Origin of the sequence: Pedobacter sp. AK017 (assembly GCF_014200825.1) — a bacterium.
Classification (GTDB): Bacteria; Bacteroidota; Bacteroidia; order Sphingobacteriales; family Sphingobacteriaceae; genus Pedobacter; species Pedobacter heparinus.
Window position 1 is genome coordinate 88555 of record NZ_JACHCW010000017.1, and the last position, 20474, is coordinate 109028.

The window sequence follows — 20474 nt, forward strand, 5'->3', positions numbered from 1 at the left end:
AGAAGTTTTAAATTAGTGCCTATATGCTTCATGATATCATTCGCTAATGGCTAAACACATACATTCAGATCAGCGTTACGTTACCGGCCTGGTAAATAATGATACGGTAATAATTAACGAGATCTATAAGCGTTGTGCCGGAAAAATAAAGTCATGGATCGTTTTTAATAATGGCAGCGAAGACGATGCAGCAGATGTTTTCCAGGAAGCCCTGATGGATGTTTACCGGCAGGCCAAATACAAATCGCTTGAACTGACCTGCCCGTTTGAACCTTACATTTTATTGATCTGCAAACGTAAATGGTTAAATGAAATAAAAAAAAGATCAATTCTACCGGTAACAAATCAGGAAGAGGATTTATTACATATCGGAGAAGATACTTTTGCAAATGCAGATGAACTGGAAAATCAGGAAGCGCAATCCAAATTATTTTTCAACGCCTTTGAAAAATTAGGTGAACGCTGCAAAGAAATCATTTCATGGAGCATGAAGGGTGAGGCACAGGAAAAAGTAGCCGAAGCACTTGGTGTTACCTATGGTTACCTGAGAAAAAAGAAGTCTGAATGCATGGCATCTCTGATAAAAATGGTTCAATCAAATAAAACGGAAGAATGATGTACGAGGAGAAATTATTAACTGTTGCCCGTTACCTTGAAGGTGATATGGAGCCTCAGGAAAAACAGCAGTTTGAAACTTTACTTCAGTCGGATCAGGAACTGCAGGATTTGCTGGATGCGTATAAAAATATTCATCAGACCTTAAAAATGAAGATTGCCCCTTCTCAGGAAGATAAGGATGTTGAAGCCACACTAACTTCTTTCGGCAAACAGTATTTTAAACAGGGGGCTATTCCTGACACTGCAAAAGATGCAAAAGTAATTTCATTAAGCAGTTATATGAAGTGGATAAGTGTGGCTGCAATACTGATTGTTGGTCTATTTGTGTGGGCGCCCTGGAACACTGATTTATATGAACGTTATGGAATAAGTAAGGAAATGTCGGTAGTAGAACGTGGTGATGGTAATAAAAATAATATTGAAAAAGCAGCTGATCTTTACAATGCCGGTGATTTTGACGCTGCTGGTAAAATTCTGGAAAAAGAATATTTAGCTGATACGGCTAATTCATTAGTAGCATATTATTATGGGATAACCCTGATAGAAACAAATAAAGCAGATGAGGCAAGAAGGATATTGATAGGATTGTATGCCGGTAAATCTGTATTTAAATACGAGGCTGCCTATTATATAGGCTTAAGCTATCTTAAACAAAATAATCATGCCCAGGCGCTGGAATGGCTGGAAAAAATCCCTCAGGGAAGCCCTGTTTACGAAAAAGCACAGGAGCTGATCAAAAAAATACGTTAAAAAAAATCCATTTAAAGTATGGACATCCGGATGTTTAAAACCCGGATTTATACATTTTTATATTAAATTCAAAAGAGCAGGCAACCCATGCAGGCCAATCTACGTAACAGTAGGTATAGATGAATTAAAAAATTACGTGGACGAATTTATCATTCAGGAGTTAATAGCCGGTTGTAAGAAAAAAGACAGGAAATCCCAGAAAGGACTTTACCAGCTTTTTTATAGTTATGCTATGCGAATGTGTATCCGTTACGCAAAAGATAAGGATGAGGCTATAGAACTTGTAAATGACGGGTTTATGCGGGTCTTTATTCATATTCACCGTTATGAGGAAAAGAGGTCATTTAAAGCCTGGTTAAGTACAATTATGATCAATACCTCTATAGATCACTACAGGAAGCAAATAAAGCGTATTGAAATGGAAGAGCTAAATGCAAGGCACGAAATGGAGGATAAGGAGAGTATTCTTTCACATATCCATTATGAAGAGCTGATTAAACTGGTACAAAGGCTATCTGTAGCCTATCGGACAGTTTTTAACCTGTTTGCCATTGATGGATATACACACGAAGAGATTTCATCTATGCTTTCTATTTCTGTGGGTACTTCTAAATCAAATTTATTTAAAGCAAGAGAACAGTTAAAAAAGATGCTGAAACAACATCGCGATTAAAAAATAATAAATGAAACACCATTATGGAATTGAACGATAAGGAGTTTGATGCCACCTTTAGAAAAAAGGTATTTGATGCCGAGCTCCGGTTTGAGGAAGCGGCATGGGATAAGATGGAGCAAAAGCTGAGAAGGAGAGACCGTGTGGTGTTTTTTAGAAAAGCCGGTGCTGTATGCTTATTACTTTTAGTTTTTTTGGGGGGCTATCTGATGTTTGATCGGGGATTACAGGAAAAACCAAAAACTAAAATTGCCGGACGAAGTAAACAAGAACATGTACGGTCAGATAAAGCAACTGAGACTGCCAGGGTACCGCAAAACAAAGTTCGAATAAAAAATCAGGGGCCTAAATCTGTTTATGTAGATCAGTCTTTTTTTAAAAAGGATATTGTAATCGATTTTTCGGATAGCTTGGGGAATCAAAAAAATGAAGACCAACCTTTATACAGCAAAAAAGATAGTATAAATACAGCCTTAGCAGGAATAGTAAATCCGGATTCCGCCCAGCTAAGCTTACCCGGCACTCATGTATTACCGCCTTCGGTTGTGGCTGTAAATAAAAAACAAAAGCAGGGCCTCCGCAAACCATTTCCGGTTAGCTTATCGTTTAGTGCCGGTCCCGAATTCAATTCTTCGGGTGCGGTGTTGGGTGGAAAAACCGGTTTTAGTGCAGGTTTTGGCTTTAGCGTAGGTATTGCCAAACGCATTAGCCTTCAAACCGGGCTGAAGTACAGTATGAAGGATTATGCGGCAGAGAATTATGAGTATAAATTTAAAAGCATAAGGGCAAAAGATATCATTTCCAAAGTAGATGCCTCTTGTGCGGTGCTGGAAATTCCACTACAGGCTTCTTATACGGTGTTGGAGGATGCACAAAAAAGTATTGACCTGAATGTTGGTATGTCGAGTTATTTTATGCTTAAAGAAGATTATACCTACAGGTACAATGCCGGATCGGGTATTGCTGACAGGTTTCAGGAATATAAAAATCGGAATCAGCATTATTTTGGTGTGGCTGATCTTTCGGCTACTTATTACGTTAAGCTAAAAAAGAAAGGATTAAAACTTGGGCTCGAACCTTATGTTAAAATACCGCTAACCGGTGTTGGTGAAGGGAAAGTAAACCTAAAATCAAGTGGCATTTCATTAAAACTACGTTATGACCTGGGCAATAAAAATAACTAACTTTTTTTTTGGCAGTTTATTGTTGCTGTTACAGTTCAATGCTGCCGGGCAAAGCTATATAGGGAAAGATGTAAAAATCACGCTGTTTTCTACTACTCCTGTAGAAGACATCAGGGCTGTAAGTGTGAGGGGCACTGCAGTACTGATAGCCAAAACCAGGGAAATTGTGGTACAGGTTCCAATCAGGACATTTGAATTTGACAGGAGATTAATGCAGGAGCATTTTAACGAAAACTATATGGAAAGTGACCAATACCCACTTGCAAAATTTAAGGGCACCATAGATCAGGGTATTGATTTTACCAAAGATGGGACATATAGTGTTACTGTAAATGGTACACTTAGTATGCATGGGGTAGATAAGATACGTGCTATAACCGGGAAAGTGAGTATTGAAAATGGAGAAATCAGGATCTTAACCGCATTTAAAGTACCATGTGCTGATCATAAAATAAAAATACCAACACTTATCATGACCAAAGTTGCTGAAGTAATCAGTATAACCCTGGATGGTAAGCTAAACCAGATCAAATAATCCAGAATAAACATGAAAAAGATCAGTTTATTAACAATTCCTCTTTTTTTTAGCTTGATGGTTGCTCATGCCCAGCAGGCAGACTCTTTGTTGAATGTGCTGAATAGCGGTTTGATAAAGCCAGAAGTTGAAGCTGTATTTAAGTCTACCCGCGTAGTCTTGTCACACTCCAGCGAAACTCAGAAGAAGCATGATCTGGACATGCGCATACGACATCATTTTGGAGATATTGGGGGCAAATTTGGCAGTGCACATACCTTATATGGACTTGATGTAGCGTCTGATCTGTTTATTGGTTTTGATTATGGCATAACTGATGACCTGACTGTTGGTATAGGAAGAAGTAAGCAGGATGAGCTCTATAATTTTTCAGGCAAATATAAATTGCTTAAACAAAGAACAGATGGTAAAATGCCGGTTAACCTTACCCTTTTTGCACAGATGGGCTGGATAGCCAGAGAACCATTTTCACAAACGGAGTTTACAACTTATTCAAATAGATTCTCTTACTTTTTGCAGTCCATCATTTCCAGGAAGTTTTCGTCAAGATTTTCTCTGGAAGTAATGCCTGCCTTGCTGATGAGGAAAAATACAGCTGAAAGCAGAGATCCCCAAAACCTTTTCTCACTTGGATTTGCAGGCAGGATGAAGTTGACCAGAAGGTTGTCTTTTATTGCTGATTATACACTTGTCAATGGTTTGTCGCGCCCAAATGATCTGTCCCAGGTTTATTATAATCCCCTTGGTGTGGGGCTGGAAATTGAAACCGGCGGACATATCTTCTCCCTTAATTTTATGAATTCCGAGTATATCCTGGAAAACAACTTTATTTCAAATACAAAAAAATCATGGAAGGATGGAGGGATCCGCTTTGGCTTCACCATTTCCAGAAATTTTACCCTGTTTAAATCAAAAAATAAAGACCCCGACAAAACATCTAAAATTTACTAAACCTAAAAATTAAAATTATGGAACGTGAAGAATTTATCAAGTCCTTAGGACTTGGAATGGCATTGTTATGCACCGGATCCTGCATCTCCGGTTGTGGTGGAAAAGGTGATACTGGTACTCCAGACCCAGGAACCCCTCCGGGAGGTGGTGGTGGAAATGGCAATACAGCTACTGTTGATCTGGCTACACAGTTAATGGCTATTGGCGATCAGGCTACGGCAAATGGCGTACTCTTTTTTAGGATTGCAGCTGGTAGTGCTCCTGCATCATTTGTAGCAACGGAATCTATTTGTCCGCATCAGGGGGGAAGTCTGGTATGGAAGCAAAGCGACAATAAAATACAATGTCAGCTGCACTTTTCTGAATACAGTACGAATGGAACTGTTCTTCAGGGCCCTCAGGGTACTACAGGTAATACAAGGACACTTAAAATTTACGCCACAGCAATAAGCGGAACCAAACTAACTGCAACCATAGTGTAATAAGGCTGAGGGTATCACCGTATACTTTATAATAGTATGCGGTGATTTTATGAATTCTATTTTGGAATCATTGGTTTCAAATAACTATATTCAATGCTGGTAACTACAGATAAGCTATGGAAGGAAAGTATTTAAAGGCCAGTAAAGTATTTTTAATTACAGGGGTTTTACTTGGTTGGTTTGCTTTGTTGGCACAGTTGTACCTGATTATTGTAAATAATGCCATCCCCGTGATGGAATCTGTTGTACGGTATTTTAGTTTTTTTACCATATTAACCAATATCATTGCAGCCCTTTGTCTTAGCAAATTACTGTTAAGCTTTAACAAAGAAGGTCATGGTTTTTTGACCAGGCCAGATACCCTGGCTGCGGTTACTGTTTACATCAGTGTTGTGGGGATTGTTTACAATCTGATCCTGCGTTTTACATGGCAGCCCCAGGGTTTACAGTTTTTTGTTGACGAACTGCTTCACGCAGTTATACCCATCCTGTTTATTACCTACTGGCTGTTATTTGTCCCTAAAAATACTTTAAATTGGTCTGCCAGCCTGCTCTGGCTCATCTATCCCTTCTTGTATTTGCTGTTCATCCTGCTACATGGCGCTTATTCGGGGTTTTATCCTTATCCTTTTATTGACGTCAGTAAGCTGGGCTACAATAAAGTGCTGTTGAATAGCTTTTACCTGTTAATTGTGTTTCTTACGCTCTCGCTGTTGCTGATAGGCAGTGGAAAGCTGATTCAAAACCATAAGAAAAAGAATAAATATCTACGTTACTGAGCAATCAATGCTTAGCCGAATTCTTTAATGTCTACAATTCTGTTGCTATCGCTAAACTTCAGGAAAGTGATGCCTTTTTTATTTTTTTCCCAGTTAAAGTTATCCTTAATCCAACCAGACAGGTCGGCAGTAGCTGGTGCAGGTTTTGAAAGGGGTTGTGTAAACACTTCATCACTCTCATAATGAACTTCATACAGGGATGAAGGTTGAAGAAAAACGAGGGTAGATTTATCTGGTGAGTTAAGAATAAACTCCCCCTGAATCCTTTCTTCCGGATTTTGTCTTTTTATTAAATATACCTGGGCATTGACATTGGTAATAAAAAAATCATTGTTGATCAGGTAACCACCTCTTCCTATCTTGTTCAGACCAGTGGTGAATTTACCATCCTGTTTCCCTGTTGAAGGCCGGTTCAGGCTAATCACATTAAGTTTATCATCTTTAAAAGCAATCAGATAAAAAGCCGTTGCCAAATCAGGGTGATTGGCCAGTTGGACTAAGAATGTTGTTTGTTGTGTATTTACAGGCTGTACATATGAAAATTTATCTGCAGCACTGGAGTCTGCTTTGTTAACCTGAATGCTCACTACAGTATCTTTGAATTTTATGCCAAATGCTTCAGTTCCACTAATTGGTGCATCTTTTTCCGAATTGTGTTTGTAGATCGTAAAAACGCTGTCTGCAGAAGGTTGAGCTGCATTGAACTTCTCGTTGGCTGTTAATGTTCTTGGAGAATAGATTACGGCGTTTTTCTGGTTTTGCTTACAGCTGAATAATAAGACAGATAGTCCGAGTGCGTATAATATTTGTTTCATAAGGTCAACTTGTTTTTTTTAACTCCCTGCAAAAATAAACTTTGCTGAGAAATATCCAAGTATTATCTGGCAGAACTAGAGCATTCAAAGGTGATATAACAAAGAAAAGGACGCTCCATCCAGAGGCGTCCTTTTTCTAACCAAATATAAACCTGTATGAACGGGTTTTACTTTAATGTTCCGTAGTATTCTACGAATTTAGCTAATGCAGAAGAATAGCCCCATTCGTTATCATACCATGAAACTACTTTTACGAAGTTATCATTCAATGAAATACCTGCTTTTGCATCAAATATTGAAGCGTGGTCATCTCCGATGAAATCAGAAGAAACAACTTCTTCATCGGTATAAGCAAGAACACCCTTAAGTTCACCTTCAGAAGCGGCTTTCATAGCTGCTTTGATTTGCTCATAAGTAGCTGGTTTTTCTAAACGTGCAGTTAAATCTACCACAGAAACATCAGCAACAGGAACGCGGAACGACATGCCGGTTAGTTTACCTTTTAGTTCCGGTAAAACCATACCTACTGCTTTAGCAGCACCAGTTGAAGAAGGGATGATGTTAGAAAAACCACCGCGGCCACCTCTCCAGTCTTTTGCAGAAGGACCATCTACTGTTTTTTGAGTTGCAGTAACCGCATGAATTGTGCTCATCAGGCCTTCAACAATACCGAAGTTATCATTTAATACCTTAGCAATAGGTGCCAAACAGTTAGTGGTACAAGATGCGTTTGAAACAATAGTTTGATCAGCAGTTAATTTATGATGGTTTACACCCATTACATAAGTAGGGATGTCGGCGTCCTTTGCAGGAGCAGAGAATACCACTCTCTTCGCACCGGCAGCGATATGTTTTTCAGCATCAGCACGGGTTAAAAATAAACCGGTAGATTCGATTACAGTTTCCACACCCACTTCATTCCATTTCAAATTTGCGGGATCTCTTTCTGCTGTAATGCGTATCGTTTTTCCATTCACTACAAGATGTCCGTTTTCAACAGCGATTGTTCCATCAAAACGACCATGTGTAGAATCGTATTTTAACATATAAGCCATGTAATCAGGCTCAACCAGGTCATTAATTGCGACTATGTCTAATCCTCTTTTTAAAGCAGCCCTAAAAACCAGTCTGCCGATACGGCCAAAGCCGTTAATTCCAATTTTGCTCATCTTAAATTATTAATTTGAATAGTAGTTTAGTAAATTATATATAGGTTCTTTCGTAATTGATGTAATCTCAAGGCCATGTTTTTTAGCAGTGGCCCGTAACTGATCCTGAAAATTTCCAGCAACAAGACCTACAAAATGTATTTCTTTTCCAGGATGAAGTTTAATAGTTGGCAATAAATAAGTCTGAAAATAAAGTTCAAAAGCATGATCAATAATTTCAAGCAGATATTTGTGTTCCCTGTTTTCCAGAAAAAAATCAAAGAAAGAACTCAAAAACTGCTGTGCCATCGGTTTTTTATATATTCTTTCAAGTATCTGTGGTCTGTCCAGATTGTATTTAAGTTCAAATTCTTTTAACAGGTCTGCCGGAAGTTTTTTCTGTAAAAAACGTTTTAGAATCACTTTACCCAAATAATTGGCAGAGCCCTCGTCTCCAAAAACATAGCCCAGGCCGTAATTGTTCTTTTCAGGTTTTTTACCATCAAAATAAGCACAATTGGCTCCACTGCCTAAAATTCCTACAATGCCACTGCTATTAAAGCAGGCAGACAGCGCAGCACCATACAGGTCGTCCTTAACGCTGATCTTGCTGTACCTGAAGAACATGCCCAATGTTTCGGCCAGTTCATCCCTGCGTTCATCAGACGAAGCACCAGCGGCAAAAACGTAGATCTTTTTGATGCTTTCTGCATGATTGATCAGTGTTGCCTTTTTATTCAGGTATTGAAGAATGGTTTTTTGATCATTAAAGCAAGGGTTTATGCCCGGCATACTGCATTCGGCAATCGTCTTCCCGTCTCTGGCAATCTTCCAGAAAGCTGTCTTCGATCCGCTGTATACTACTGCTATCATATTATATCGATAAAACTTTAGTCATTTCCAATAAATCACTTTCCAGTTTAAAAGTATGCCTGGTAAGGGCTTCTTCGATGCTGGTGGTTTTAACTTCATTGCCCCTCAGGCCAACCATTTCCATGGTGTTCCCTTTTAGCAATTCATTAACGGCTGCAAATCCCAGTCTGCTACCCAGAATCCTGTCGAAACTACTTGGACTGCCCCCGCGTTGAAGGTGGCCTAAGATAGTGACTTTTGTGTCATAATGGTTAAATCTTTCCTTAACTTTTTTTGCCACTTCATAGGCTCCGCCATCTTTATGTCCTTCAGATACGATTACAATACTCGATGTTTTTTTTGTAGATGCACCTGTTTCCAGCATGCTGATCAGTTCATTTAAACTGGTTTCTTTTTCAGGCAGCAATACGGCTTCAGCTCCACTTGAAATGGCACTTCTTAAAGCAATACAGCCCGAATCCCTACCCATTACTTCAATAAAGAACAAACGATCGTGCGAATCAGCAGTATCTCTTATTTTATCTATTGCTTCGATAACGGTATTGATGGCCGTATCGTATCCTAACGTAAAGTCAGAACCGTAAAGGTCATTGTCAATGGTACCCGGAACCCCCATTACCCTGATGCCAAATTTCTCGCCAAAACGTTTGGCGCCGGTAAAAGTTCCGTCCCCGCCAATCACCACCAGTCCGTCTATGTCACGCGCCTTCATGTTTTCATAAGCAAGTGCCATACCCTCATCGGTCTTAAATTCCAGACAACGTGCTGTTTTTAAAATGGTACCGCCAAGATGAATGATGTTGCTAACGGATCTTGCATCCATCGGATTAATATTATTGCTGATTAATCCCTGATATCCTTGCAAAACTCCAAACATATTTATACCATTGTATATTCCGGTTCGGACTACTGCTCTGATGCACGCGTTCATTCCGGGAGCATCTCCTCCAGATGTTAATACGGCGATATTTTTGATATTTGGTTTCATGATTTATATTTACGAATATAGCGTGTATTTTTTACACTAAGTAATTTATTTTTTATTTTCCTATGTTAATAGGAAACAAGTATATTTATTTGCTTTAATATTTAAAAATTTAATGTTTTGAAAGAAGTCTTACCAAAATTTAATTCCACTTTCTCGATTGATTGTGTGCTGTTCGGATTTGACGAAGGAGAATTGAAAATTCTTTTAATTGAAAGAAACGAAGAACCTTTTAAGGATTGGTGGGCCTTGCCGGGTAACCTGGTTGAAGAAGATGAGAGTCTGGACCAGAGTGCCACCAGGATTCTGCACGAGCTTACTGGCCTTAGTGACATTTATATGGAGCAATATTATACCTTCGGCGATGTAAACAGGCATCCCCAGGGTAGGGTTGTCAGTATAGCTTACTACGCATTGTTGAGGTTAGGTGGTGATAAGATTGTAAAACCGATCAGCAATTATGCCAAACAGGCGTATTGGAGAAATGTAAAAGACTTGCCAAGGCTGGCCTTCGATCATCAGCAGATCTTTGAAAAAGGAATGGAAAAGATAAAAAGGAGGATTAAACACCAACCCATAGCTTTCGAACTCCTGCCGGAAAAATTTACCCTTACCCAGCTCCAGAATGTTTATGAAGTGATTCTGAACAAAAAGCTGGATAAAAGGAACTTCCGGAAAAAGATGCTAAGTTTTGGTGTGCTGAGAGACCTCAACGAAAAGCAATATGGGGTGTCTTTCCGGGCTGCAACCCTTTATAAATTTGATAAAAGAAAATACGCAAAGTTATTTGGCAAGGAAATTTCATTTTAATATTGGAAACGCTTGTTAAACTGAGTTTTACCTGAATAAAAAAATCCCAAAAGCCAGCTTTTGGGATTTTTTTATAAACCTGCTTTAAGCTATTTTTTTGTGGCTATGTGCAGGTGATAATCTACAAGATCATCTATAGGAGAACGGATGATTTTGCCGATGCCCATCTCATATCTGTCGGCCACTACGCTCAGTACATCCCTGAAACTGTAACCTACAGATCCCACACAATTTAATTTATAGTCTTTGTAATTAGGGTAATGTATAACCAGGTTGTCGAAAAATGCAGTAAAAGCATAGTCGATCGTATTAAAGGTATAGTCTTCGTAGTTGTCTTTAAAGTCGTACAAAAACTTGCTAAAACCAGCACAAAAACGGTTAGGAAGTGGCTTGTTATAAATGTGATCAAAAATATCCTCGTTTGTTAGTGCAAAGTTATCATAAAATGTTTCTCTTAAACCCTTAGGCATATAACCCTTCATGTAATCGCCCAGGATCTTTTTTCCGATAAAACAGCCACTGCCTTCATCACCCAAAAAGTAACCTAATGAGTCTATATTTAACGTAATGTCTTTACCATCGTATAAGCATGAATTGGTACCTGTGCCTAATATTGCTGCAAAACCAGGCTCATCACCTAATAAAGCGCGGCAAGAGGCCATTAAATCGTGACCAATATTTATTTTTGCATTAGGGAAAACCTCTTGCATGGCATCTGAAACTATTTTGCGGTTGGTCTCTGTAGAACAGCCAGCGCCATAATAATTTACTTCTGTCAGTTTTTCAGTTTCTAAATGGTCGGGAAGAGATTTTCTTAGCGACTCTATTATATATTCAGTTTTGGAAAAATATGGATTATAGCCCTCTGTATTGAAAAGAATTTTTCTACCAGCTTCATTAATTAAACACCAATTGGTCTTGGTCGAACCGCCGTCTGCAATAACTATCATCTTAATTCGTTTTTTTCTGGATAAAAGTAAATAATCGCGTCACTTTCGTATAAGTTTTACTCATAAATTTATTTTTTTGATTTTGGTTAGGTAATCGTTTTTCTGCGCTTAATTGCTTTTTAAACGTGTTTTTTTAGGTTTTTTAGCTTAGGATATTGTCAAATAAACACTAAGCTAAATTACGTTTGTTATTTTAAAATCCAAATTTAAAATTCCCGGCACAAATAACCCTTGTTTTTTAACGTTTTTATTGTTAAGTTTTAGGACATAAAAGCTGGGAATATAAAACAGCTTGAGTAATTTTGTATCAAAGAACAACCCAATGAATGTAGACCTTCGAAGTGATACTGTCACAACGCCTGATCAGGGCATGCTGGATGCCATGATGAGCGCAAAAGTGGGAGATGATGTATTTGGTGAGGATGAAACCGTAAAGGCCCTGGAGCATAAACTGGCTGCTATGTTTAATATGGAAGCTGGTTTGTTTTGCCCTTCGGGAACAATGACCAACCAGATTGCCATCAAGTGCTTTACCAATCCTATGGATGAGGTTATCTGCGACCAGACTGCCCATGTGTACCGTTATGAAAGAGGGGGGATTGCTTATCACTCTCTTGCATCCGTAAGGTTGCTAAATGGGGAAAGGGGAATACTGACACCCGAACTTATTGAACCTGAGATCAATGATGAGAATGTACATTACCCGCATTCCAGCCTGGTTGTACTCGAAAATACAGTTAACAAAGGTGGGGGAGCCTGTTACAGTTTATCGCAGATAGAGCCCATCCATACTTTATGTAACATAAAGGGGCTAAAACTTCACCTGGACGGGGCAAGAATATTCAATGCCCTGACAGCAACCGGAGATTATGCAAAAGACTATGGACAATATTTTGACGGGATTTCTGTATGCCTGTCAAAAGGCCTTGGTGCCCCGGTAGGTTCTGTATTGCTGGGCTCAAAAGAAACCATAAAAAAGGCAGTCAATATCCGTAAGGCATTTGGTGGCGGAATGCGTCAGGCAGGGTTTTTAGCAGCCGCAGGTATTTATGCGCTGGATCATAATATAGCCAGACTCTCAACCGATCACAAACATGCAAAGGCCTTGGCTGATGCGCTGAACAATGTAAATTATGTAGCTTCGGTATTGCCTGTTGAAACCAATATTGTGGTGTTTGAAGTAGCAGAAGGACTAGAACCCGCCCATCTGGTGCATCAGCTGGCCGAAAAAGGCATTGCCTGTAATGTAACAGGACCAAAAACCGTAAGAATGGTGACACATTTAAACATTTCTTCCGAAATGATAGACAAGGCTGTAGAAAACATAATACATTTGCATGTATCAGCTAATAAATAACATCGAGGTATAAATGAAGAAAGTTCTTATCGCCAATAGGGGGGAAATTGCTTTGCGTATCATGCGTTCTGCAAAAGAAATGGGCATCAAAACGGTTGCTGTATATTCTGAGGCTGACAGGCAATCGTTGCATGTGCGCTATGCGGATGAGGCAGTATGCATTGGTCCGGCACCCTCAAATCAATCTTACCTCATCGGAGAAAAAATTATTGAAGCCTGTAAAATTACCGGGGCAGAAGCCATTCATCCGGGCTATGGCTTTTTATCAGAAAACGCTGCTTTTGCGCGGCTGGTAAAAGCAGCTGGTCTGACATTAATAGGTCCGACACCAGAAGCCATGGAAATCATGGGCAATAAACTTTCTGCAAAAGCTGCGGCATTGAAATACCAGATTCCCATGGTCCCTGGTACTGAAGAAGCCATTACGGATGTTGAAGAAGCTAAACGAAGAGCAATAGAAGTAGGTTTCCCTATCCTGATCAAAGCTGCTGCCGGAGGTGGGGGCAAAGGAATGCGTATTGTGGAAAAAGCTGCTGAATTTGAAGAGCAGATGCAACTGGCCGTAAGTGAGGCCCTGTCTGCTTTTGGAGATGGTTCCGTGTTTATCGAACGTTATGTTTCCTCTCCGCGACACATAGAAATACAGGTGCTGGGCGATACCCATGGAAATATTGTACACCTCTTTGAAAGGGAGTGTTCTGTTCAGCGCAGACACCAAAAAGTAATTGAAGAAGCACCGTCAAGCATTTTAACAGCTGAAATAAGGGAAAAGATGGGCAAATGTGCAGTTGATGTGGCCCGTTCAGTAAATTATGTAGGTGCTGGTACAGTGGAGTTTATCCTGGATGAAAATCTGGACTTTTTCTTCCTGGAAATGAATACCCGCTTGCAGGTAGAACACCCGGTAACTGAAATGATTACGGGTTTAGACCTTGTAAAAGAGCAGATAAAAATTGCCAGGGGAGAAAAACTAAGCTATAAGCAGGAAGATCTGCACATTAGCGGGCATGCCATAGAACTGAGGGTATATGCTGAAGATCCTGAAAATAATTTCCTGCCGGATATAGGTGTGTTGCAGACCTATAAAACTCCTAAGGGCAATGGCGTAAGGGTAGATGACGGGTTTGAGCAGGGAATGGAAATCCCGATTTATTACGACCCGATGATTGCCAAACTCATTACCTATGGTAAAGACCGGGAAGAAGCCATTGAACGGATGGTCCGTGCCATTGGTGAATACCAGATCACGGGTATTCAAACCACACTTGGTTTTGGTAAATTTGTGATGCAGCATGAAGCCTTTAAGTCTGGTAAATTCGATACGCATTTTGTAGCTAAATACTTTAAGGCCAATAGCCCGAAAGTGCAAAATGAAGACGAAGCTTTATTGGCAGCTATGATGGGAGCATTTTTTTTCAAACAGCAGCCACTTGCAGCACCGCAACCGTTACAGGAAGGCCAGGCCAATGCCCTCAACTGGAGAAGAAACAGGTTAAATAAATAGTGAATTGATATATGTTTACGGGAATAATAGAAACATTAGGAGTAGTTAAAAATATTAAAACTGAAGGTACCAATCTTCATTTTACCATACAATCTGCCATCAGTAACCAGCTAAAAATAGACCAGAGTGTAGCCCATAACGGAGTCTGTTTAACTGTAGTGGCCTTAACAGATGATACCCATACGGTAACAGCCATACAGGAGACACTGGAAAAATCCAATATGCAGTACCTCAAAATAGGAAATAAGGTTAACCTGGAGCGTTGCATGCAAATGAATGGCCGGCTGGACGGACATATAGTTCAGGGGCATGTAGACCAGACAGCTACCTGTATCAAAAGAGAAAAACTGGATGGCAGTTGGGAATACCGTTTTAAATACGATGCCGCTAATGGCAATGTTACCGTTGAAAAAGGTTCGGTATGCCTTAATGGCATCAGTTTAACTGTGGTTGGCTCTGCAGCCGATGAATTTTCAGTATTTATAATTCCCTATACCTTTGAACATACCAATTTACAGGAAGTCGAAGTTGGTGATGCCGTAAATGTAGAGTTTGACATTATCGGTAAGTATGTGGCCCGGTTGGTCAACAGGTGATCACCTTTTTAATTCTTCAATTTTATTTTTAATGTAGGCGATATGCCGCTTTTGTTTTTCAGGTTCCTTTATGCTGTTTAAATACTGAGAATAATAGCTTATGGCATTTTTTTTATCGTTTAGCTTGTTCTCATATATTAAAGCAATGTTGTAATAAAGGCTCCCATTATTTTCAAACAAAAGACCTCTTTTATATACTTCAAGTGCTTCTTTATTTTGGTTCATGTTTTCATAAGTATCTCCCAACAGGCCATAATAAGAAGCTGTCTTGGTAGATATTCCTTCTTTTATAGCCTGCTTCAAATACACGGCAGCATTTTTATAATCACGCAGGCCACGATAGCTTTGGGCCATTTGAAGCAACAATTGTTCTGAAGGCACTTTTTGTGTAGCCAATATTTTTTTTCCTATAGCTATGGCTTCACTGTATGCTTTGAAAGTCAAACTGATGGGCATTTTTGCATTTAACAGCAGTAAATTTGCACTGTCTGCGCTCAATGCATTCTTTAAGATTTCATCAGCTTTGTTAAATTGATTATTTCTGAAATAGGCCATTGAAAGATCAGCACATACTTCTGCATCGAGTGTATCCAGATGGTTTGCTTTCAGTAAATAGGTCATTTTTTCAGTGCTGGACAAATCATTTTCCAGTTTAGCAAGCTGTTTGTAAGCTTTGAAATTAGTACTGTCAGTATTTAATACAGCTAAAAAATAAGCTTTTGCTTTTGCATTCAGACCATAGTTTGCACTAATGGTACCTAATGCCAGCAATACACCTGCATCTTCAGGCAATTGTTTGTATAGGTTCAGGTAGTGTTTTTCTGCCTCAGAAAGCCTTCCAGACATCAAACTTGCATAGGCAAGTTGTTTCAGCTTTTTAACATCGGTACTGTCTTTATATACAGACTGCAGGTATTGTACCGCTTCATGATATTGTTGTGCCTCATAATATTGAAGTAATTTTTCCTGGTCCAGCTTTTCTGATGTCTGAGCCTGGGCAAACTGAAAAATAATACCTGTAAAAATCAAAAGGAATAGCTGCTTCATACCGGGGGAAATTAGCAAAAACCGGATATACTACCAAATTATAAAAACATATTGGCAAGGTAATTGGTTGATTAGATAATAAATAGAATGTTAATTTTAATATAGAGCATATGGATACTTTGAAAAAGTTTGAATTAATGGAGAAGATTGTGAGAGAGCTGGGCGACTTACAGCACTCACAGCAGGCAATTATTCAGAAGATAGGGAAAATTGAAGTTGACAATATAGAATTGGGTGATAAAAGATTGGAGAAAGATCTTTCTGATATGCATCAGCGTGTTGCAGATAACCTGGATACAATAGTAAGTATATTGGACTATTTTGCAGATAAAACCCAGAATTTTGGCAGTAAAAATAATGTAGATGCTTTAAAAGAACAGCAGGCCATTAATGGAGCAACAGGATAAATAAAAAAGCCCCGAAAGGGGCTTTTTTATTTATCCTTCGTCAACAGGCAGGTACAAATAAAACTTAGTGCCTTTACCGATTTCGCTTTCTACAATGATTTCCCCATTGTTCCGCTCCATAAAATCTTTACAGATTACCAGCCCCAGGCCAGTACCTTTTTCATTCATGGTTCCTCTTGTAGAACTGCCTGTACCTGTAAAAAGTGAAGCCAGTATCTCTGGTGGCATACCATGGCCGTTGTCTTCAATACAGATCATCATTCTATGGTCTGGTTGGTACACTGCACCAATGTGGATCTCGCATGCTTCCCTGCAAAATTTAATAGAATTATTTAAAATATTTCTTACCACAATTTGTATCATGATCATATCTGCATATACGATCATGCCAGGAAATACATCATGCACAATATTAATTTTTTTGATAGCTGCCGAGGGTAAATGATAATTCACCTCATTCAGGATCATGCTTCTCAGTTCAAAGAATGTTTTATTAATGCCATAGCCCTTTAACTGGCTTCTGGACCAATGCAAAATGTTCTCCAAAAGATCTGTAGTATATAAAATGTCCCGGCTCAGTTTAGGGGATAAGTTCTTGAATTCATCCAATGAGATCATACCCGTATTTACCATTTTAAGTACTTCAGACAGGTTTACAAGTGGTCCCCTTAGGTCGTGGGCAATAATAGAAAAGATTTTGTCCTTTAGCTGATTTAACTTTTTAAGCTCTTCTGTTTGCAGTTTAGATCTTAAAGCCTCTTCGCGTATTGCTGTCAGGTCCTGTATTTTTACAACAGTTGCCTCATTGTTTAGCTGATTTTCATTCAGGTACATAATGTTTGCTTCCAGATCAAATATCCCTTTGTCCAGCTGTACTTTCATTTCTATTTTTCCTGAACTATGGGCAGTGATGAACCGGAGTAAATCCTCTTGACCGGGAAATAACTGATCAACCTGCATGCCGATAATTTTATCTTTCAGTTCATTGGGCAGGTATTTTTTTACAGCCAGGTTATAATCGATCACCCTGTTCTGCCCATCTAAAACCAGGTAGCCGTCCTGGATCAGATCAAGGACTTTTTCCCTTGCCACTGGTAAAATGTCGAACAGTTTAAAACGGTAAATGGCGATGGCAATTAAAAAGATAGCAACAATAAATGCAAAGGGGGTCAGGTCCAGGTTTTCAAGTGGGCGTATGCCCAACAGGTAGGCCAGGTTAGTCATCCATGGAATCAATGCCGCGAAAAAGATAGTATAATTCTGCCTTCTGTAAATCGGATCTGCTTTCCTGAATTTTACAAGGATCAGGTAACTCCCCAGTCCCAGCAGCAAATAAAAATAAACGGTAAATACCCTGTACCAGATACCCGGTGTAATCATAACCATTGGAAATGGTCCTGAATGATCTACATTCAGGCTGCGGTACTGCAGGTGGTGATAGTCATTTGTCCATACCAGTACAATGGTAAGTAAGGAAAATGCCAGTAACATGACCAGGTTTATTTTTTTCTTGTACCAGCAATCCTTTCCTGCCAGTTGCAAGCAAAACAAAAACCAGTTCATTGGCAAGGTAGTAATTCCCAGGTACTCTACGTTGATGAAAAACTTCATCTGGCTTAACGTGCTGCTGGCCAGTTCAAAGCCGTAACCTAAAGACCATATGGCATTAGAGAGCATCATATAGCCAAAAAGCTTTACCGCTTCTCCCTTTTTTCCAAATAAATTGTAAGAAAACAGAAGTGTGATAATACCGCAAAAGATTAAGATACTGGCGTAGGAATTAAATGTAAAATCCATTCAAATAGGTATGATGATTAATCCCGTTAAAAGTATACGAAGCATTATTAGTGATGTAAGGATAAAACTACGTAATTTAGTTTTCAATTGAAAATATTGTTAGTTTTACGTGTCATTCAATGAAAAAATTATCATTAGGTGAAACTATATAATGATATGGTCGTTTAATGAAAACTTAATGGCCTTATTGTTGCTTGGACTATCATACTTAAACTAATCATAAAACAAATGAAAAAAATAATCTTATCCGCATTGTTTATCTCTTTAAACCTGGCAGCATTTAGTCAGGTATTGCCTAGTTTCCAGCTGGGGCTGAAGGCAGGAGCCAACCTTTCTAAACTCAGTACCGATAATACTTTTAGCAGTGACAACCGGGCCGGTTATTATGCAGGTATATGGACCCGTATTGGCGCTGCAGGAATTCATTTACAACCTGAGCTCTATTTAAGCGGAAAAAATACAACATTAAAAGATGCCAGCGGGCAGGAAAACAAAGTGAAATTTACCAGTCTTGATGTACCTGTACTGGTAGGAACAAAACTGGGTGCCGCAGGAGTTGGCCTGAGGTTAAACACGGGGCCTGTGGTTTCTTTTATCCTGGATGATGAGCAGTCATTCGGGCAGGCCGCTGGAAGTGTATTTAAAGGCAATTTTAAAGGACAGAATTTTGCATGGCAGTTTGGTGCAGGTGTAGATGTCGGAAAATTAGGTCTTGATCTCAGATATGAAACCGGACTTTCCAAAATTGGAAAAGATGGCTATAACGATACTAAATTGAGCCTTTTTACTTTCGGACTGGCTTACAGACTGTTCTAGCAAATAGAATTTTTCCACATTTTGTGTAAAAGGGTAAATCTAAAGGGTTTGCCCTTTTTTTTGGCTTCATAATTGATCTGGTATTTCTCCCTAACTTAATTCAATACGGCTATGAATATTAAAGAGTTGCTTTTAAATGGAAAGAGCTTTTTGGAGCTCCTTAAACAGTTTTCAATAGATGCTGCGGATGTCAGAGTTCAGGACGAAGAAATTATTCTTTCCGACCAGTATTTAAAACACCAGGAAGTGATAAAAGAAAGTATTTGTATTGAAGGAAAAAATAAGGATGGCATTGTTAATTTCTTTGGCACTTTGCACTACAACCTGCTCAACAAGCTGGCTGTATTCGAAATGCAGGGCTTTGAACAGGTGGCCATAAGCGATTAAGTTCCTTTTATTACTTCTTTTATTTCATAATTATACGCCCCTTTAATAGGTCGTATCGGTGTTTCTTTGTCATCACTCAGCACCTTCACATAACAGGCGCCGAAGTAAAATATAAATGAAGAATAAAATACGAACAGCATGATCAGTACAATAGATCCTGATGTGCCGTAAACATTTCCGATACCGCTTAACGGCAACAATATCCTTAGAATATACTTGCCAAAGGTGAACAGTACTGCTGTAAGTATGCCACCACGCAAAGCAGCTTTCCATGTTGGTCTGCCATTGGTCAAAAAACGGAACAGTACAGTAAACCATACCATCACAATGGCTATAAACAACAGCTGGTTCAGTACCGATAAAAAGAACTTGCCAAATGTGGGTGCTGCAGTATTGATATAAGCCCCAATAAAAGCTTGTATGCTGTCGGTTAAAAATCCGACAAGGAACAGGAGGCCTGCCAGCAGGATGATCACCATTGATCTTGCCCTTAATTTCATGGTAAACATAAAGCCTACATGTTCCTTTTTGCCAATAGACCAGATCTGGTCCATGGAGTTCTTGATTACATTGAAAAGGGTGGTAGCTACAAACAGGAAAAAAACAAAGCTAATCAGTGTGGCATACCACTGGTGATCAATCCCTCTGATGTTTCTGAGTGTTTGTCTGATTTGCCCTGTACTGTCATCATCCAATATATTGGCCAGCCGTTCAAACAGGCGTGCAGCCAGTGTTTTCCTGTCCATAAAAAATCCAAACAGCCTGATCAGGATCAGTAAAATCGGGGGTAATGCAAAATTTGTGAAAAAAGCAGTAGCACCGGCCAAACGCAGGGGGTCATTTTTCTGGAATAGCCTGAAAGCAGCACTAAACCTGATAAAAAAAAGCTTTGTTCTTTGAAGTAAGTTGATTTCCATTCCCCGCTTATAGCCTTGAAGCCCGAAAATAACTATTTTTTTTAATACCTGACATTACCTTGTATAAAAAAGAGGGAATCCGGATCTGGATTC

At 39.2% G+C, this 20474-nt stretch carries 23 protein-coding genes; 15 read left to right on the forward strand and 8 right to left on the reverse strand.

Annotated elements, in window-relative coordinates; translation table 11 throughout:
• Window positions 1-46 precede the first annotated feature (46 nt).
• From HDC92_RS20755 to HDC92_RS20790, 8 genes are all read left to right on the forward strand, one after another.
• Window positions 47-616, forward strand: coding sequence for an RNA polymerase sigma factor (locus HDC92_RS20755; RefSeq protein WP_015809107.1), 570 nt, complete (start codon window positions 47-49; stop codon window positions 614-616).
• Window positions 613-1368 carry a tetratricopeptide repeat protein gene (locus HDC92_RS20760; RefSeq protein WP_183876929.1) on the forward strand — a complete coding sequence of 252 codons (756 nt, stop codon included), beginning with the start codon at window positions 613-615 and terminating at the stop codon, window positions 1366-1368. The genes HDC92_RS20755 and HDC92_RS20760 overlap by 4 nt, the downstream gene beginning before the upstream one ends.
• A gap of 136 nt (window positions 1369-1504) precedes the next feature.
• Window positions 1505-2041, forward strand: coding sequence for an RNA polymerase sigma factor (locus HDC92_RS20765; protein WP_015809105.1), 537 nt, complete (start codon window positions 1505-1507; stop codon window positions 2039-2041).
• Between the two features lie 23 nt (window positions 2042-2064).
• Window positions 2065-3225 (forward strand): outer membrane beta-barrel protein, encoded by a 1161-nt coding sequence (locus HDC92_RS20770; RefSeq protein WP_183876930.1) that lies wholly within the window; start codon window positions 2065-2067, stop codon window positions 3223-3225.
• Complete coding sequence (locus tag HDC92_RS20775) at window positions 3200-3760, forward strand: YceI family protein (RefSeq protein ID WP_015809103.1); 561 nt, start codon at window positions 3200-3202, stop codon at window positions 3758-3760. Before HDC92_RS20770 ends, HDC92_RS20775 begins: the two co-directional genes overlap by 26 nt.
• A gap of 12 nt (window positions 3761-3772) precedes the next feature.
• Window positions 3773-4711, forward strand: a complete 939-nt coding sequence (locus HDC92_RS20780) for a DUF5777 family beta-barrel protein (protein WP_183876931.1) — start codon at window positions 3773-3775, stop codon at window positions 4709-4711.
• A gap of 17 nt (window positions 4712-4728) precedes the next feature.
• On the forward strand, window positions 4729-5193 hold the full coding sequence (locus HDC92_RS20785; protein WP_015809101.1) for a ubiquinol-cytochrome c reductase iron-sulfur subunit: 465 nt from the start codon (window positions 4729-4731) through the stop codon (window positions 5191-5193).
• A 116-nt stretch (window positions 5194-5309) separates the two neighbouring features.
• Entirely contained in the window at window positions 5310-5972 is a 663-nt protein-coding gene (locus HDC92_RS20790) for a Pr6Pr family membrane protein (RefSeq protein ID WP_183876932.1), read from the forward strand.
• A gap of 11 nt (window positions 5973-5983) precedes the next feature.
• On the opposite strand, the gene HDC92_RS20795 is transcribed toward HDC92_RS20790, so the two are convergent.
• The 4 genes from HDC92_RS20795 to pfkA form a co-directional block, all read right to left on the reverse strand.
• Entirely contained in the window at window positions 5984-6787 is an 804-nt protein-coding gene (locus tag HDC92_RS20795; protein WP_183876933.1) for a hypothetical protein, read from the reverse strand.
• 167 nt (window positions 6788-6954) lie between these two features.
• Window positions 6955-7956 carry a type I glyceraldehyde-3-phosphate dehydrogenase gene (gene gap / locus HDC92_RS20800; RefSeq protein ID WP_183876934.1) on the reverse strand — a complete coding sequence of 334 codons (1002 nt, stop codon included), beginning with the start codon at window positions 7954-7956 and terminating at the stop codon, window positions 6955-6957.
• A gap of 9 nt (window positions 7957-7965) precedes the next feature.
• The gene (locus tag HDC92_RS20805; RefSeq protein WP_015809097.1) at window positions 7966-8808 is read right to left on the reverse strand and encodes a hypothetical protein; all 843 of its coding nucleotides are present in this window, start codon (window positions 8806-8808) and stop codon (window positions 7966-7968) included.
• A 1-nt stretch (window position 8809) separates the two neighbouring features.
• Window positions 8810-9796, reverse strand: a complete 987-nt coding sequence (gene pfkA, locus HDC92_RS20810) for a 6-phosphofructokinase (protein WP_015809096.1) — start codon at window positions 9794-9796, stop codon at window positions 8810-8812.
• Between the two features lie 117 nt (window positions 9797-9913).
• On the opposite strand from pfkA, the gene HDC92_RS20815 reads away from it, so the two are divergent.
• Window positions 9914-10603 carry an NUDIX hydrolase gene (locus HDC92_RS20815; protein WP_015809095.1) on the forward strand — a complete coding sequence of 230 codons (690 nt, stop codon included), beginning with the start codon at window positions 9914-9916 and terminating at the stop codon, window positions 10601-10603.
• An 89-nt stretch (window positions 10604-10692) separates the two neighbouring features.
• Here the strand turns inward: HDC92_RS20815 and HDC92_RS20820 are convergent, their stop codons facing one another.
• Window positions 10693-11553 (reverse strand): N-acetylglucosamine kinase, encoded by an 861-nt coding sequence (locus HDC92_RS20820; protein ID WP_015809094.1) that lies wholly within the window; start codon window positions 11551-11553, stop codon window positions 10693-10695.
• Window positions 11554-11875: 322 nt separating this feature from the next.
• On the opposite strand from HDC92_RS20820, the gene HDC92_RS20825 reads away from it, so the two are divergent.
• Genes HDC92_RS20825 through HDC92_RS20835 form a run of 3 tightly spaced genes read left to right on the forward strand, consistent with a single transcriptional unit; the run spans window position 11876 to window position 15010 of the window.
• Window positions 11876-12910, forward strand: a complete 1035-nt coding sequence (locus HDC92_RS20825; protein WP_183876935.1) for a threonine aldolase family protein — start codon at window positions 11876-11878, stop codon at window positions 12908-12910.
• Window positions 12911-12923: 13 nt separating this feature from the next.
• The gene (gene accC / locus HDC92_RS20830; protein WP_183876936.1) at window positions 12924-14414 is read left to right on the forward strand and encodes an acetyl-CoA carboxylase biotin carboxylase subunit; all 1491 of its coding nucleotides are present in this window, start codon (window positions 12924-12926) and stop codon (window positions 14412-14414) included.
• A gap of 11 nt (window positions 14415-14425) precedes the next feature.
• Window positions 14426-15010, forward strand: coding sequence for a riboflavin synthase (locus tag HDC92_RS20835; protein WP_015809091.1), 585 nt, complete (start codon window positions 14426-14428; stop codon window positions 15008-15010).
• Here the strand turns inward: HDC92_RS20835 and HDC92_RS20840 are convergent, their stop codons facing one another.
• Window positions 15011-16057 carry a tetratricopeptide repeat protein gene (locus HDC92_RS20840; RefSeq protein ID WP_183876937.1) on the reverse strand — a complete coding sequence of 349 codons (1047 nt, stop codon included), beginning with the start codon at window positions 16055-16057 and terminating at the stop codon, window positions 15011-15013.
• Between the two features lie 110 nt (window positions 16058-16167).
• Between HDC92_RS20840 and HDC92_RS20845 the strand changes: the two genes are divergently transcribed.
• Window positions 16168-16464 (forward strand): hypothetical protein, encoded by a 297-nt coding sequence (locus HDC92_RS20845; protein ID WP_015809089.1) that lies wholly within the window; start codon window positions 16168-16170, stop codon window positions 16462-16464.
• Between the two features lie 30 nt (window positions 16465-16494).
• On the opposite strand, the gene HDC92_RS20850 is transcribed toward HDC92_RS20845, so the two are convergent.
• The gene (locus tag HDC92_RS20850) at window positions 16495-18261 is read right to left on the reverse strand and encodes a histidine kinase N-terminal 7TM domain-containing protein (RefSeq protein WP_183876938.1); all 1767 of its coding nucleotides are present in this window, start codon (window positions 18259-18261) and stop codon (window positions 16495-16497) included.
• Between the two features lie 228 nt (window positions 18262-18489).
• On the opposite strand from HDC92_RS20850, the gene HDC92_RS20855 reads away from it, so the two are divergent.
• Both HDC92_RS20855 and HDC92_RS20860 read left to right on the forward strand, forming a co-directional pair.
• A complete protein-coding gene (locus HDC92_RS20855) occupies window positions 18490-19077 on the forward strand; it encodes a porin family protein (RefSeq protein WP_015809087.1) in 588 nt (195 codons plus the stop codon).
• 111 nt (window positions 19078-19188) lie between these two features.
• Entirely contained in the window at window positions 19189-19464 is a 276-nt protein-coding gene (locus HDC92_RS20860) for a hypothetical protein (protein WP_015809086.1), read from the forward strand.
• Here HDC92_RS20860 and HDC92_RS20865 read toward each other — a convergent pair.
• Window positions 19461-20381: a YihY/virulence factor BrkB family protein gene (locus tag HDC92_RS20865; protein ID WP_015809085.1), complete on the reverse strand. Its 921-nt coding sequence runs from the start codon at window positions 20379-20381 to the stop codon at window positions 19461-19463. The genes HDC92_RS20860 and HDC92_RS20865 overlap by 4 nt on opposite strands.
• Between the last annotated feature and the right edge of the window lie 93 nt (window positions 20382-20474).

Excerpts from the sequence above, each read along its gene's own strand:
- HDC92_RS20845 (WP_015809089.1), top strand. The coding sequence starts at position 16,168 with ATGGATACTTTGAAAAAGTTTGAATTAATGGAGAAGATTGTGAGAGAG.
- HDC92_RS20770 (WP_183876930.1), top strand. The coding sequence starts at position 2,065 with ATGGAATTGAACGATAAGGAGTTTGATGCCACCTTTAGAAAAAAGGTA.
- HDC92_RS20790 (WP_183876932.1), top strand. The coding sequence starts at position 5,310 with ATGGAAGGAAAGTATTTAAAGGCCAGTAAAGTATTTTTAATTACAGGG.
- accC (WP_183876936.1), top strand. The coding sequence starts at position 12,924 with ATGAAGAAAGTTCTTATCGCCAATAGGGGGGAAATTGCTTTGCGTATC.
- gap (WP_183876934.1), bottom strand. The coding sequence starts at position 7,956 with ATGAGCAAAATTGGAATTAACGGCTTTGGCCGTATCGGCAGACTGGTT.
- HDC92_RS20855 (WP_015809087.1), top strand. The coding sequence starts at position 18,490 with ATGAAAAAAATAATCTTATCCGCATTGTTTATCTCTTTAAACCTGGCA.
- HDC92_RS20795 (WP_183876933.1), bottom strand. The coding sequence starts at position 6,787 with ATGAAACAAATATTATACGCACTCGGACTATCTGTCTTATTATTCAGC.
- HDC92_RS20850 (WP_183876938.1), bottom strand. The coding sequence starts at position 18,261 with ATGGATTTTACATTTAATTCCTACGCCAGTATCTTAATCTTTTGCGGT.
- HDC92_RS20865 (WP_015809085.1), bottom strand. The coding sequence starts at position 20,381 with ATGGAAATCAACTTACTTCAAAGAACAAAGCTTTTTTTTATCAGGTTT.
- HDC92_RS20780 (WP_183876931.1), top strand. The coding sequence starts at position 3,773 with ATGAAAAAGATCAGTTTATTAACAATTCCTCTTTTTTTTAGCTTGATG.
- HDC92_RS20805 (WP_015809097.1), bottom strand. The coding sequence starts at position 8,808 with ATGATAGCAGTAGTATACAGCGGATCGAAGACAGCTTTCTGGAAGATT.
- HDC92_RS20860 (WP_015809086.1), top strand. The coding sequence starts at position 19,189 with ATGAATATTAAAGAGTTGCTTTTAAATGGAAAGAGCTTTTTGGAGCTC.
- HDC92_RS20775 (WP_015809103.1), top strand. The coding sequence starts at position 3,200 with ATGACCTGGGCAATAAAAATAACTAACTTTTTTTTTGGCAGTTTATTG.
- HDC92_RS20785 (WP_015809101.1), top strand. The coding sequence starts at position 4,729 with ATGGAACGTGAAGAATTTATCAAGTCCTTAGGACTTGGAATGGCATTG.
- HDC92_RS20825 (WP_183876935.1), top strand. The coding sequence starts at position 11,876 with ATGAATGTAGACCTTCGAAGTGATACTGTCACAACGCCTGATCAGGGC.
- HDC92_RS20835 (WP_015809091.1), top strand. The coding sequence starts at position 14,426 with ATGTTTACGGGAATAATAGAAACATTAGGAGTAGTTAAAAATATTAAA.
- HDC92_RS20760 (WP_183876929.1), top strand. The coding sequence starts at position 613 with ATGATGTACGAGGAGAAATTATTAACTGTTGCCCGTTACCTTGAAGGT.
- HDC92_RS20755 (WP_015809107.1), top strand. The coding sequence starts at position 47 with ATGGCTAAACACATACATTCAGATCAGCGTTACGTTACCGGCCTGGTA.
- HDC92_RS20840 (WP_183876937.1), bottom strand. The coding sequence starts at position 16,057 with ATGAAGCAGCTATTCCTTTTGATTTTTACAGGTATTATTTTTCAGTTT.
- pfkA (WP_015809096.1), bottom strand. The coding sequence starts at position 9,796 with ATGAAACCAAATATCAAAAATATCGCCGTATTAACATCTGGAGGAGAT.
- HDC92_RS20820 (WP_015809094.1), bottom strand. The coding sequence starts at position 11,553 with ATGATAGTTATTGCAGACGGCGGTTCGACCAAGACCAATTGGTGTTTA.